This is a genomic window from Acidaminococcus sp., from assembly GCA_022482815.1.
Classification (GTDB): Bacteria; Bacillota; Negativicutes; order Acidaminococcales; family Acidaminococcaceae; genus Acidaminococcus.
On sequence record JAKVOM010000001.1, the window covers coordinates 1283332 to 1297427 of the forward strand.

Sequence of the window (14096 nt, forward strand, 5' to 3'; positions counted from 1 at the left end):
GCATAAGACTATTCTTATTTAAACACGAAAACCCGCACAGCATGCGGGGTTTGACGGATATCATTGTTTTCATAAATATTGTGTAATTTAAACAACTCTTGAAACTGCGAAAATTTGCCATGAAAATGGAGGAGGGGAGTCAAGGATGAACCTAAAGCATGCACAGTACATCATGGAAATTATTAAAGAGGGGAGCATCACTAATGCGTCTAAGGCGATGCACGTCTCTCAGCCGGCTTTGAGCCAGACCATCAAAGCGGTGGAAAAATATCTGGGAGCTCCTATTTTTCTGCGGAACACGAAACCAATCGTACTGACAGAAGCAGGCAAGAAGTATATAACCGCTGTCAAAAAGATTATTACCATTAGTACGAATTTACTTCATGAAGTAGCCGATATCCAGTATGAAGGTTACGGTACGCTGCGTCTCGGGATTCCTATTCAGCGCGCCATGCAGATGCTGCCTGAGGTTATGCCGATTTTTCGGCAGCGTTACCCCCATATCAAATTAGAAATCCAGGAAGCCGGCAGTAATATTACGGAAAAAGCAGTTCTTAACGGAGCCGTGGATATTGCTGTTCTTACGACTACACCCAGTAATGATGAGCTGACTTATGACCTTGTAGAAACGGAAGATGTGGTGCTCGTTGCCAACAAGCTGACGATGCTGGCTCAGCGCATCGAACCGGGGACTCCGATTCATGTGACGGAAGCTAAAAATGAATCCTTCATTTCGATTACAGAGGGGCATAACGTGCGCCGCGTCCAGGATACGTTGTTTGACGTGTATGAGATGAAACCGAGCATCATTCTGGAAACATCCAGCATCGAAGTCGGAAAACGGCTGGTTGATAGTATGGAGGCTGTTTTTATCTGTCCGGATGTATATCTGGATGAATATTTCATGTCTCGGAATCACTGCGCCATTTATCCTCTTCTGGGCATCGCCAATAAGCGTTACTGCTACGTCTGCAGCCGCAAGGATGCTTACCTCAGCCCCTATGCACGGGCTTTTGTTGAATTGATTAAATCGCATGGCAAAAACGAGAGGGTATCGAAAGATCATGAAGAAAATTAATCCCGTTCCGCCCGAGCTGCGGGTCGAAGTGCCGGATATGCTGCGGGCCCGTGACGGCCGCGTGATGGCGCAGAAAAAATTGATTGAAAAATATCATAAACCACTGCTGTTTTTTACGATGAATATTCCCGGTCCGCAAAAAGTCTCCCTGCTCGTTCGCCGCGGTTTTCTGGAAGGTGTGCGGCGGCTCGAATTGGCACTGGGAGAGGCCGGCATCAATATTGTTTATGAGAAGGTCATCAACTATAAGACCGGGTACGAAAAATATTATGTTCTTGATGGGGATCCGAAGGAAATCAAACGGATTTCTTCGGGCTTGGAAAATCAGGACCGGTTAGGGCGCCTTTTTGATATGGATGTTCTGGATGTAGACGGCAGAAAATTGTCCCGTACGGAGCTGGGACTGCCGGGGAGAACCTGTTTTGTTTGCTCACAGCCGGCTCAGGCGTGTGCCCGCAGCAGGAAGCATACGGTTCCGGTCCTTGTAAGAAATGTGCACCGGATCCTGGAGAATTTCATTCTTGATTCGGCGCAGATTTTTATGCGTGACGCCCTTGAAGGGGAGGTCGCTGCTACGCCAAAACCGGGGCTTGTGGACATGGATAACTCGGGAGCTCATAAAGATATGGACTGCCATACCTTTGCCCTTAGTACGGATGCTATTTTACCTTATCTGTGTCAGATGGCGGAAAAAGGCTGGCGCTGGGAAGGTTCGGGAGAAGAACTTTTTACGGCACTGCGTCCTACGGGAGCTGCCGCTGAAAAAGCGATGTTTCGGGCAACGAATAACGTGAATACGCATAAGGGCATCATTTTTTCGATGGGGCTTGTAGCCTCGTTTACGCTCTGGCACCTGGCCAGGGAAGGTTTCGTGGACAGCAAAGCAATCCTTGAAGACATCGGGAAAAGTGTTTCACCCGTTCTGGCTCAGGATTTTGCCAAGATAGACCCATATCATCCGCATACCCATGGAGAAATTCTCTATGTGAAGGAAGGCTGTCGCGGCATTCGCGGGGAAGCCATGGACGGTTTTCCTGCCGTTGAGGCTATCGGTCTGCCGGCGCTGCGCCAATATATGGCAGAGCACAGACCGGCAAATGAGGCATATATACAGACTTTACTGCTCCTCATGAGCAAGGTAGAGGATACTAATATTCTGAGCCGCAGCAATCGCGAGACGCTGCGTTACGCACAGCAGGCCGCTGCTGAAATCCTTAAGAAAGGCGGAGCTTTTACTGCGGAAGGAATTAAAGCAGTCTGGGAGCTTAACGATGATTTCGTGAAACGCAACATCAGTCCCGGAGGCTGTGCGGATTTGTTGATTCTATCCATTTTTCTGGCAAAGATGGAGTACTTGTTTGCAAGCAAATAGGAAAGATCCCGAAATGATAGTTTACCGCTTCATTTCGGGATTTTTTGTATATTTTTCGACAATAACGATGTGAAAGTTTGACTTGCTGCAAAAAGTTCCAAAGTATCGCAGACATATTGCTCGCCGGTTCAAAAATAATAATAAGAAAAAAATTAAGTCTTTTTCCGAATGGTATTTATAAATTTAATAATACTTATTTATACTGTGAATTAATGATACTTATTCATAGTAAGAACGTAGGAAACGTAGACACAGAGCCGTTTTCTGGAAAATAATAGATTTATATGTAAAAAAATTGTTTGCTTTACAATCTTGAAATTTTTCTAAAAAAGACTACAATATGCTACGGAGTTCCGTAGGAATACATCGGCTTATTCGTCGATGATGGTAAGAAATATCTTACCGCAGCGGAATATTATATTTTCTATTTTGTGAGGGAAGGGATTTTCCATGACGGAAAGAGATTACAAAAATGCAGCTGACAAGATTGCTGTCAATGCCCGTTATGATCAGGCAGTAAGAAAAGATGTAGATTACAAAGGACTTCGTGTTTTTGAAGGGGAAGGCCATAAGGGCGATGTGCTCGGCTATCCTCTGTTCATCCTGGCAGGAGCCGGTAAAGTAAGACGTGCCGACATTCATGAAACCTATGATATTATGGGAATGCTTACTCAGGAAGCAAAGTAAATAATTAGAAAAAAGACCGTGAAACGGTGATTGGTCACTGTTTCACGGTCTTTTTTTGTGCAGGTCGCTGGCTGTTTTCATTAAACCTAGCCGTCAGGCTTGGCATTCCTCAAACAAGGATATCTCTATATTCACCGGACATGGTAAAATATTCAGCATTTATTATTTGGCGGCTTTTTCAAGAGCCTGTTCGATGTCGGCAATCAAATCATCAACATTTTCAAGGCCTACAGAGATACGAATCGTACCACTTGTAATACCAGCAGCTTTCAATGCTTCCGGTGAAAGCTGCTGGTGTGTTGTCGATGCCGGATGAACGAGGAGCGACTTGGAATCACCGACATTAGCAAGATCCGTAAAGATTTCAGCAGCATCGATAAATTTACGGGCTGCCTCATATCCTGCTTTCAATTCAAAGGAGAAAATGGAGCCCGTTCCTTTCGGGAAATATTTCTGAGCTAATTTGTAGTAGGGAGAGCTTGGCAAAGATGGATAATTGACTTTCGCAACAGCCGGATGATTTTCTAAGAAGGCCGCAATTTTTTGTGCATTCGATACATGACGTTCAATGCGGAGAGACAGTGATTCCAAGCCCTGGATAAGGAGCCATGCATTGAATGGGCTCAAAGAAGCACCGAGGTCACGGAGATACTTGGCACGAACACGAGTCACAAATCCGGCACCGGGAATATCCTTGCCAAAACTTAATCCACCATAGGCTTCATCTGGTGCGACGATTTCAGGGAAACGTCCTGAACCTTCCCAGTCGAAATCACCTTTTTCAACAATTAAACCACCTAAGGTGGTACCGTGACCGCCAATGAATTTCGTTGCCGAGTGAAGAACGACGTCAGCGCCGTGTTCAAGCGGACGGAACAAGTACGGTGTAGCAAAGGTATTGTCGACTAGAACAGGGATGCCGGCTTTATGCGCAATGTCTGCAATAGCTTCAAAATCAGGAATATTTACAGCCGGATTTCCCAAGCTTTCTAAGTAGAATGCTTTCGTTTTGTCTGTAATTAATGATGCAAAAGACTGCGAATCATCGGGATTAGCAAACTTGACATGAATGCCGAGATGCTTGAATGTGTCGGTAAACATTTCAACAGTACCGCCGTACAAGGTAGGAGCTGCTACGATTTCATCGCCGGCACCGGCTAAGTTAATGAGAGAAAGGGAAATCGCAGCGGCACCGGTTGCTGTTGCCAGTGCAGCAGTCCCACCTTCCAAAGCGGCAATTCGTTTTTCCAGAACGTCCCAAGTCGGGTTAGCTAAACGAGAATAAATGAAGCCTGGTTTACGAAGTGCGAATTGATCTTCCCCGTCTTGTGTGTTTTTAAAGACATAGGAAGTCGTCTGATAAATTGGTACATCCCGCGCACCCGTCGCAGGATCTGGTACCTGGCCGGCATGTTGTTGTAAGGTTTCAAATTTGTAATTCTTTTTTGTGATGTCGATACTCATGATTCATTCCTCCGTTAATGATAATATGCAACTTAAATACGGTGTTGTAATAAAAAAGCTTCCGCCCCTTAACAAGGGACGGAAGCACCGTGATACCACCCAATTTCACTTAGGTCTCACGACCTAAGCCTCTTCAGGTACGCAGGCTGAAAGCCTTGAATACCATAGCACTGTAACGGGTGCGCCCGGACGGTCTAACTATTCGACCAATCTGCTCGGAGTCCATCTTCCACAAATTCTTGTGCGTTCTCTTTCACCATTTCGAGAACTCTCTGTGCCACTCCTCTTTGTGTACTCTTCTCTTCATTGCAACACTATTAAGTTGATGATGTGAGTCTAGCATGGAAATAATGTCCTGTCAACACAAAAGTTAACTTTTTTTAAAAAAATATTGAGAGTCTTAATAAAATGCGTTGCATCAGATGTATGATTAATGTACATATGTTTAAAATGTTACAACTAAAGAAAATGAACATCGTATAAAATTGCCTGACGCAGGATTGTGTATTTTTAGCTGCTTATTGAAAGTAAGTCATATCATAGGAGAGAGAACGGCATTAGCGTGATTCACGTTTTTAATCGATGCGTTCTTTTTTATTTTTGTAAAATCAAAGAAAATGCCCTGGCAATTTTTCCATCACGGACGAGCGGCGGAATACGAACAGTGGCCGTAAAATAATACTGCACATTATTTCACAGCGGCTGTTATACTCTTTCTTTTTTGTTCCCATCCAGCATTATTTTGTAATAGATTTTACACGATGTCCTTTTCCTCTCTTGTTCCTTCTTTTTTTTCTTGACGGCTGCTCCGAAGTATGCTAGAATTCATCCAATTTCATTTCATAGGAAAACGCGATGAAGGGAAGAGTACTTTTGGCGCCTAGCCACAGAGAGCTCCCAAAATGGTGAAAGGGAGTGCAGACAAAGAAAGGAAGATGGTCCCGGAGCGGATTGGCTGAAAATTGCAGTAAGCCGTACGGATGTGCCCGTTATCGCACTGGGGAATCCGGCTGATGCCGCGTTCCCGAGAGACCTTGCCCAGCGGCAAGGTAAAGCTGGGTGGTACCACGATGCTTTCGTCCCTGCAGGGACGGAAGCTTTTTTTTTGCATGAAAGGAGTTTTTACTATGCCTATTAAAATCGACGGGGGACTGTCCGCTGTGAACCGTCTCCGTGAAGAAGGAATTGTCACCATTGGAAAAGACCGCGCCATGACGCAGGATATCCGTCCTTTAAAGATTCTTATATTGAACCTTATGCCTCTTAAAAAACCGACGGAACTGCAGCTGCTGCGCCTTTTGGGAAATTCTCCCATTCAGATTGAGATTGATTTCTGCCGTCCTGTGTCCCGCGTCAGTACCCACACGGATAATTCCTATTTGAATCGGGTTTACCTTGAATGGAACGACATCAAAGACCGTTATTACGATGGCTTCATCGTCACCGGAGCTCCTGTGGAAAAGATTGACTTTGAGGATGTCGAATACTGGCCTGAACTTGTCCAGTACTTCGAATGGGCCAGGAGCCATGTCTTTTCCGTCCTCCACTATTGTTGGGGTGCCCAAGCCGGGTTGTACTATTACTATAAGGTTCCCAAGATCATGCTTCCGAAAAAGCTCTGCGGCATCTATTCCTATGGCCTGACAACAAGCTTCCATCCGCTCCTGCGTGGGTTTGACGACCGCTATTTTATTCCCCAATCGCGCTATACTCGTGTAGATGACCATAAGATTGACGCCGATTCACGCCTTGAGGTTTTGAGCCGCAGCGCCGAAAATGGTATCAACATTTGCTGCACGAGCGACATGCGCCACATCTTTGTCATGGGTCATTTCGAATACGACCGGAATACCCTGCAGGAGGAATTCGTCCGGGACAAGAACAAGGGTCTTGATCCGGAGCAGCCGAAATTCTACTATCCCGACAACGACAGCACTGAACAGCCCTGCTTCAAATGGTGCAGCTATGCCCACTTGTTTTACACCAATTGGGTTAATATGGTTTACCAGGAAACGCCCTACGACCTGCTGCAGCTGACCCGGAAAGAATAAGTATTCTTTTATGGCCCTTACGATGGATGGAGAAAAATTGTATATGGAGGAAAGCCCTGAAGGAAGCAGCTTCTGGCGTCTGGCCTGCGGCAGTGCGGAGTACGGCCTTGCGGCCAGAGTAAAATAATAAACAAAAAGATATTTTTAGGTATGACTAACAGGCTACAAAAAAGCTCCACCCGAATGGATGGAGCTTTTTGTATTTCGGATTTTTGGATTCCTTAGAGGTGGAACAGGCCGAGGATAGCACCGCAAGCCAGGGAGATCCAGGACAGTACCCAGAGTCTCGGAGCGCAGAACTTCAGCAGTTCCTTGATTTCGATACCGGCAAGGCCGCAGGCCAGGAAGGTCGTAGCAGCATGCGGGGTAACCAGTACGCCGTAGTTCTTACCAATGAGCATTGCCATAGCCATGTCATGAGGATCAACACCGAACTGTTGACCAACGCCGATAGCCAGAGGCAGCAGACCGAAGAAGTAGGAGTCGGTACCGAGCATCATGCCGATAGGTACTGCGAAGATACCGAAGATGTCCTGCAGGTGACCGCCAAGGGAGGTAGGAATAATAGCAATGAGCATTTGAGCCATAGCTTTCATCATACCGGTCTTGGACAGAACGCCCAGGAATACGCCGGATGCGAGCAGAATCATCGGCATGGTCAGAGCCGTTGCAGCGTGCATCTTAATAGCACGTGCCTGGTCGGAAGCAGAATGGAAGTTAGCAATCAAAGCAATTGCCAGACCAAACATGAAAGCGGCATACATCGGAATCTTGGTGAAGCAGAGGAGACCGATAACGAAGAGGGTCAGGATGCCGTTGAACCAAATCATCTTCGGACGATACATGAAGTTCTTGTCGTCGTCATTCAGGGTATCATCGTTGGAGTTGGAGTTTTCTTCAGACAGTTCGGCAGCTTTGCCCGTCGGAACGAGGCCGGCACCACGGCGTTTTTCCATCATGCCCATATAAGCGGCAAAACCTATAAGAATAACAAGGCCAACACCCTGCAGAGGAATCAGTTCCTTCCAGAGATCGTTAACATCGACATTCAGGACAACGCCGGTACGAGCAACAGGACCGCCCCAAGGCAGGAGGTTCATGATGGACATAGCGGCACCGATGATGCAGACGAGCACAACCGGGCGCATATGCAGTTTCTTATAGATTGGGAGCATAGCCGGAATCGTGATCAGCAGCGTGGAAGCCAGAGCACCATCAAGGTGGGAAATTACGGCGATGCAAGCCGTTGCTACCGTAACCATAACGATGTTGGAACCAGCCTTCTTAACCAGCCAGTTTACCATCGGGTCGAACAAGCCCATATCACCCATCATAGAGAAGTAAACAATGGAGAAAATGAACAGTACGGCCGTGGACCAAGTCTTGCCTACACCAGCTTTGACAAATTCAAAGATCTGGGCCGGAGTAAAACCGCAAATGAGAGCAGCTACAACCGGGACAATGACGAACAGAGGCACAGGGTTCGATTTGGAGCGAATCAGTGCCGCGACGATAATGATTACCATCGCAAAACCAACAATACCTAACAGCATTTTTCTACCCCCTTGTGTAGAGTGTCCGGGAATGGGGCGTTCCCTGCAACAGAAAAGATAATGAAATTACACAGCCATGATACCAGGTACGAGTAATCAGATGGCGCCCCAAACTTTTCTTTAGTACAAATAGTATCATATGAAATATTTGAAAACTAATATAAATATTGATATAGAAATCATAAGATAATGATTATAGAAGCCCTCAAATACGCATGGCATCAAGGTTTTTTGAATCTATTCAATTGTTACAATTTTACTTGTTTTGAGAAAAATTAAAAATGGAACATCTGGATTGTGATATCAGAATCGTATCTCAAGACCTTTAAGGAGTTACGACAAAAAAATAAAAAGACGCTTATGGCTTTTTGCCCAGCCTGCATTCAAAACGTCGTTTTGATAAATTCAAGTCAAAATTGCTTTAGCAATTTTGTTTCCACAGGCGGGCGGCGGAAAGCGTGAAAAAGGGCTGTGAAATAATGTGCACGCATTATTTCACAGCCCCTTTTTCATTATTTTATCGTCTTTAATTCCGTCCAGAACTTATCGTAAATCGTAATCGCATCGCCAATATCTGTCAGCCATTCGCCTTTGTTGATTTCATCAACGGCTGTCTTCAGCATCGGGTCATCCAGATATTCTTTGCTATGGAATTCGGCTGCCTTGGTGTTCGGATCATTGTAGCCGATATATTCATAGTTCTTGGCACTAACCTGAGGATCATAGAGGTAGTTGATAAATTCTTCTGCCAGTTCCTTATGCTTGGCGCCTTTCGGAATTGCCAGGGTATCTGCCCAGACGGTGGTACCTTCCTTCGGAATGACGAAAGCAATATCCGGATTATCCTTATGGGCAAAATAGGCGTCTCCTGACCACATGGTACCGATCCAGGCCTCTTCCGCAATGAATTTTTGCTTGATGCTGTCCGTATCGTAGGCAAGGACGTTAGGTGCTAAGGCTTTCAGGTCGTCAAAGGCTTCCCGAATTTGTCCTTCATCCTTGGAATTATTGGAATGACCATGCTTTTTCAGGGCCATGCCAAAAACTTCACGCGTATCATTCAGCAGGATGACACGGCCTTTGTATTCAGGGTTCCAAAGGTCATTCCAGGAAGTAGGCGCCGTCTTGATGTATTTGGGGTTATAAGCAATTCCCGTAATGCCCCATGTGTAAACTACGGAATATTCCCCTTTAGGATCATAGGCCGGAGTTTTCAGATTCTCCATGATACTTTCCGTATTAGGCAGTTTACTCTTGTCCAGTTTTTCCAAAAGGTCCAGCTTCGTCATGGTGGAAACCATATAATCAGAAGGTTGGATTACGTCATATTGAGCACCGCCGGCCTGAATTTTTGCCAGCAGTTCTTCGTTGTTGGCAAAAACATCGTAATTGACTTTGCAGTTATATTTTTTTTCAAAGTCTTTCAGTACTTCCGGGTTGAAGTTATCAGCCCAGCTGAAGATATTGAGCACTTTCTGTTCTTCTTTTTTGCTTTCTTTCTGACCACCGCCGCACCCGGCAGCAAACAGAATAAGAAGGGAGAGAGACGCGGTGACAAGCAAACGCCATTTTTTCATCTAAACATCAATCCTTTCCTTGAGAATGATATCCTTTCATTTGCAGAAGCTGCGAAATGACAATGAGAGAAACGGTAACACACATCATGCATGTCGACAGAGCATTAATCTGAGGAGAGATACCACGTTTTACCATCGCATAGATGTAAAGCGGCAGCGTCGTGGAATCAGGCCCTGCCACGAAGAAGCTGATGACAAAATCATCAATGGAAAGTGTAAATGCCATCAAAGCACCGGCGATGACACCGGGCAGAATCATCGGAAACGTGATATACCGGAAGGACTGCCAGGGAGTGGCATATAAGTCACTGGCAGCTTCTTCGAGATCATCCCGGCTGCCTTCGAGGCGCGCACCTACGGTGATAATGACAAAAGATAAGCAAAATGTGATATGGGCTATGACGAGAGTCGGTTTGCCCAAAGGAATGCCTGTCTGCGAGAACAAAATCAGAAGTGAAAGCCCCATGACGATTTCGGGAATCAGAATGGGCAGATAGAGCAGACTGTTCAGGAAGAGTTTACAGCGATACTGATAGCGATGCAGAGCAAGGGCTGCAAACGTCCCCATGACTGTTGAGACAACGGTCGTAATCGAGGCAATGATAAGGCTGTTGGTCAAAGCTTCCAGCACGCGGTCATTGCTCAGGAGGGACGTATACCATTTTAAAGTAAAGCCCGTCCAGACGGCATTGATGCGGGAAGAGTTGAATGAGTAGAGTGACAGGATCAGAAGAGGCAGGTAGAGAAAAGCGATTACGCAGAGCGTATACGCTGTCAATGTACCGCTACGCCATGTGTTTTTCATTGACCTGACCTCCTTTCTGCGCCTGAAGTGCCTTGTAATAAAGCAGAATCATGATAAGGGCCAGGAAGGCCAGAATAATTGACAAGGCACTGCCGAAAGGCCAGTCACGGGCGGATAGGAATTGATTCTGGATGATATTACCGATGAGGGCACTTTTGGCACCGCCCATGATATCCGGAACAACGAACATTCCGAGTGAAGAAATAAATACCAGGATGGAACCGGCAGCAACCCCCGGCATCGTAAGCGGCAGAGTTATCTTGCGGAAAGAAACGAGCGGTGTCGCACCAAGGTCGCTGGAGGCTTCAAGCAGGCGTTTATCCATCTGTTCCAGAGAAACATAGATAGGGAGGATCATAAAGGGAAGCAGGGCATACACCATCCCGAGAAGCACGGCTGCGTCGTTGTACAGCAGTGTCAGTGGTTTTTGAATGAGCCCCAGATGGAGCAGCAGTGTGTTGACTACCCCCTGGGAACGCAGAATAATCACCCAGGCGAAAGAACGAATCAAAAAGTTGATCCAGAAGGGAATCATAACTACGATGATTCCAAACTGCTGCCATTTCTTTGGCAAAATCATGGCAATCGTGTACGCAACCGGGTATCCCAGTGCAAAAGTTACAGCTGTTGTAATGATAGCAGTGACGATTGTTGTAACAAAAATACGAAGGTACAGTGGTTCAAAGAAACGAATGTAGTTGTGAAGTGTCCAATTGAAAACGACTTGCCCGTAAGCGGTGCGGGAGGCGAAGGAAACGACCACGACAATAATGAGCGGCAGTGCAAAGAAGAGCGTCAGCCAGCCCATTGCTGGTACAACCAGCCATTTTCCCCGTTTCATTTTATCACCTTCACAGCATCTTTTTCATTCCAGCTGATGCCGACACGGTCGTCCGCTTTCCACCGTTTTCTGTCATCATAAAATTGATAAGCTGTGACCATCTGGTTTGTATTGTCCAAACGAATATAGACCTTGGTGATTGTGCCGGTAAAGAGAATTTCCACTACCGTCCCGTAATAGAAAGGAGCTGTTTCAGCCGCAGCCTCTTCTTCCGTGACATTGATATATTGCGGACGGATGGCAAGTACATGGTCCGGGTCATTTTCAATCGCAAAGAAATTATTTTCGCCGATGAAATTGGCAGCGAACTGACTCTTCGGGTTCTGATAAATCTTCGCAGGAGGATCATCCTGCTCAATGCGGCCGCCATTGACAATGATGACCCGGTCACTCATTGTCAGAGCTTCTTCCTGGTCATGAGTGACGTAGATGAACGTAATTCCGAGGCCTCGCTGCAGATTTTTAAGCTCCAGCTGCATCTTTTTTCTTAATTTATAATCCAGGGCCCCCAGCGGTTCATCAAGCAGCAGGACTTTCGGATTGTTGACGACAGCTCTGGCGATGGCTACCCGCTGCTGCTGACCGCCGCTCATTTGCTGCGGCTTACGGTAACGGAGCTCTTCCAGCTGTGTCAGGTAAAGTACCTGGTTGATGCGCTTGTCTTGTTCCTCTTTGGGAACTTTTTTCATCATCAGACCAAAGCGGATATTCTCTTCTACATTCATGTGTGGAAAGAGAGCATAATGCTGAAAAACCATGTTGACATTCCGTTTGTAAGGAGCCAGTTTCGTTACGTCTTCATTATCCAGGAAAATTTGCCCGGATGTCGGCGTTTCCAGGCCTGCAATCATGCGCAGAATCGTTGTCTTTCCGCACCCGGACGGGCCGAGCAGCGTGACAAATTCCCCATCCCCGATGGTCAGGTTCAAAGTGGGAATAATCAAATTATGATCAAATTCTTTTGTAATACCCACTAACCGGATCATTTCTTTCATCTTTGGTATCTCACAACCTTTCTGGATTGGTTTAATCAATCAATAAAAACAATAAATCAGCTTATTATATCATGTTTCGATTGTCAACAAAACAATTTTGTGAAGAATCAAGTTTCAATTCCGAGCACCAATCTCTGGCCCCGTATTCGCAGGACAAATTCGATAAAAAGGCAAGGACGTCCCAATGGAAAAATTGGGAAAAGAGGGTCGATTAGTCGATTAATTTTAAACCAATAAAAAAGGTTTTTGAAAGCAATCACGAATAAGTAATATATATATGTAGAAAATTTTCAAAAACAGCAGCGAAAAAGCTTTTTGCCGAATCGAAATGGTTCAGAAAGGATTGCGGAATGAGTGAGTTACAGGAACTGGCACTTCCTAAGGATTTAATTCAGTTTATCTTTGAAGCCGCTCATATCCAGCGCTGGAATGATCATATCCGGCCGCAGGGATTTACGGAACTGGATAAACAGGCACACAAAATGATGATCATGTACGTGCTGGCCCGTTATGAGGAACAAGATCATGGTGCTGTCCTGAATTGGCAGGTGCTGGTAGAAGGCGCCATCTTTGAATTCCTTCATCGTGTCGTGCTGACTGATATCAAACCACCCCTGTTTCATGAGCTGATGCGGGAAAGAGGCACACAGCTGAATGCCTGGGTGTATAAGGAACTGGTGAGGAGGGTACCTTCTCTTAAGGATAGTTCGTTCATGGAAAAATTCCGTGCTTATTTTGATGAGGATCGGTACCGTTTGGAAAAACAAATTATTCGTGCTGCTCATTATCTGGCTACAGAATGGGAATTTCGCATTGTTTATCGGATGAATGGGGGTATCTTCGGTGTTGAGGAAATCAAGAGCGCCATCGCCGATGAAATCGAAGAACATTACAATCTGGCCGGCGTGCAAAAAATTGCCATGAACGGCAAAACCAGAAAATTTGTGGATTTGATAGGGAAACTTCGTTTTCAGAAACGCTGGTCCCAGTCACCCCGCGTGCCGGAAACTTCCGTCATGGGGCACGTACTGGTTGTCGCTGTGATGGGATATTTCTGTGCATCGGCACGGGGTGCCTGCCGGCAGCGAATCGTCAACGATTTCCTGGGCGGACTCTGGCATGACCTTCCGGAAGTACTGACGCGTGATATTATTTCTCCAATCAAACGCTCTATTGAAGGTCTCGATGATTTAATCAAGGAAATCGAGGAACGGCAGATGAAAGAAATACTGCTGCCGCTTCTGCCTGACAACTGGCAGAGCGATATCCTGAACTTTACCATGCATGAGTTCAGGAACCGCATCCGTATTGACGGGAAAATTCATCTGCTCGACGGGGACATTCCGGAGCAGTACAACTTGGATGAGTATGATCCGATTGATGGTGAAATGTTAAAGGGCTGCGATCATCTGGCTGCTTTTATGGAGGCCTGGATCAGTATTCAATGCGGGATTACGTCTTCCCATTTAACGAACGCTGTAGAGACTTTGCCTCAAAAATATAAGGGAAAAGTAATTGGCGGAATCCCGTTTGGAGCCATTTACGAACAATTCAGACAACAGAAGGAAGCTAGATAATTCGGGCTTCTTTCGCGTGTAAAAGCAAATTGTATACAAAATACAAAAAAATAAACTGTTAATTATGAATCATGTTATAATAGGTTCGTAAGGGTT

The 14096-nt window shown here is 45.8% G+C and carries 11 protein-coding genes and 2 other annotated features; of the genes, 5 read left to right on the plus strand and 6 right to left on the minus strand.

The genetic code is table 11. The annotated features are described in order from the left end of the window. The first annotated feature begins 145 nt into the window (after positions 1 to 145). The 3 genes from LKE33_05655 (at position 146) to LKE33_05665 (ending at position 3137) form a co-directional block, all read left to right on the plus strand. Positions 146 to 1078, plus strand: a complete 933-nt coding sequence (locus LKE33_05655) for a LysR family transcriptional regulator (protein ID MCH3950403.1) — start codon at positions 146 to 148, stop codon at positions 1076 to 1078. Further along, positions 1065 to 2450, plus strand: coding sequence for a triphosphoribosyl-dephospho-CoA synthase CitG (gene citG / locus LKE33_05660; GenBank protein MCH3950404.1), 1386 nt, complete (start codon positions 1065 to 1067; stop codon positions 2448 to 2450). The genes LKE33_05655 and citG overlap by 14 nt, the downstream gene beginning before the upstream one ends. A gap of 450 nt (positions 2451 to 2900) precedes the next feature. Next, positions 2901 to 3137 (plus strand): hypothetical protein, encoded by a 237-nt coding sequence (locus tag LKE33_05665; GenBank protein ID MCH3950405.1) that lies wholly within the window; start codon positions 2901 to 2903, stop codon positions 3135 to 3137. A 162-nt stretch (positions 3138 to 3299) separates the two neighbouring features. On the opposite strand, the gene LKE33_05670 is transcribed toward LKE33_05665, so the two are convergent. Then, complete coding sequence (locus tag LKE33_05670) at positions 3300 to 4601, minus strand: O-acetylhomoserine aminocarboxypropyltransferase/cysteine synthase (protein MCH3950406.1); 1302 nt, start codon at positions 4599 to 4601, stop codon at positions 3300 to 3302. 71 nt (positions 4602 to 4672) lie between these two features. Continuing rightward, positions 4673 to 4917: a binding site (T-box leader), on the minus strand. A 530-nt stretch (positions 4918 to 5447) separates the two neighbouring features. After that, positions 5448 to 5688 (plus strand) — a binding site (T-box leader). 40 nt (positions 5689 to 5728) lie between these two features. Here LKE33_05670 and metA point away from each other — a divergent pair. After that, positions 5729 to 6652: a homoserine O-succinyltransferase gene (metA, locus tag LKE33_05675; protein MCH3950407.1), complete on the plus strand. Its 924-nt coding sequence runs from the start codon at positions 5729 to 5731 to the stop codon at positions 6650 to 6652. Between the two features lie 221 nt (positions 6653 to 6873). Here metA and LKE33_05680 read toward each other — a convergent pair whose 3' ends face one another. The 5 genes from LKE33_05680 to LKE33_05700 form a co-directional block, all read right to left on the minus strand. Continuing rightward, positions 6874 to 8205, minus strand: a complete 1332-nt coding sequence (locus tag LKE33_05680; protein MCH3950408.1) for a citrate:proton symporter — start codon at positions 8203 to 8205, stop codon at positions 6874 to 6876. 512 nt (positions 8206 to 8717) lie between these two features. Then, positions 8718 to 9782, minus strand: coding sequence for a spermidine/putrescine ABC transporter substrate-binding protein (locus LKE33_05685; GenBank protein ID MCH3950409.1), 1065 nt, complete (start codon positions 9780 to 9782; stop codon positions 8718 to 8720). Positions 9783 to 9789: 7 nt separating this feature from the next. Further along, a complete protein-coding gene (locus LKE33_05690) occupies positions 9790 to 10587 on the minus strand; it encodes an ABC transporter permease (GenBank protein ID MCH3950410.1) in 798 nt (265 codons plus the stop codon). After that, positions 10568 to 11428, minus strand: coding sequence for an ABC transporter permease (locus LKE33_05695; protein MCH3950411.1), 861 nt, complete (start codon positions 11426 to 11428; stop codon positions 10568 to 10570). Before LKE33_05695 ends, LKE33_05690 begins: the two co-directional genes overlap by 20 nt. Then, the gene (locus tag LKE33_05700) at positions 11425 to 12423 is read right to left on the minus strand and encodes an ABC transporter ATP-binding protein (protein MCH3950412.1); all 999 of its coding nucleotides are present in this window, start codon (positions 12421 to 12423) and stop codon (positions 11425 to 11427) included. The genes LKE33_05695 and LKE33_05700 overlap by 4 nt, the downstream gene beginning before the upstream one ends. 350 nt (positions 12424 to 12773) lie before the next feature. Between LKE33_05700 and LKE33_05705 the strand changes: the two genes are divergently transcribed. Beyond that, the gene (locus LKE33_05705) at positions 12774 to 14000 is read left to right on the plus strand and encodes an HD domain-containing protein (protein ID MCH3950413.1); all 1227 of its coding nucleotides are present in this window, start codon (positions 12774 to 12776) and stop codon (positions 13998 to 14000) included. The last annotated feature ends 96 nt before the right edge of the window (positions 14001 to 14096 follow it).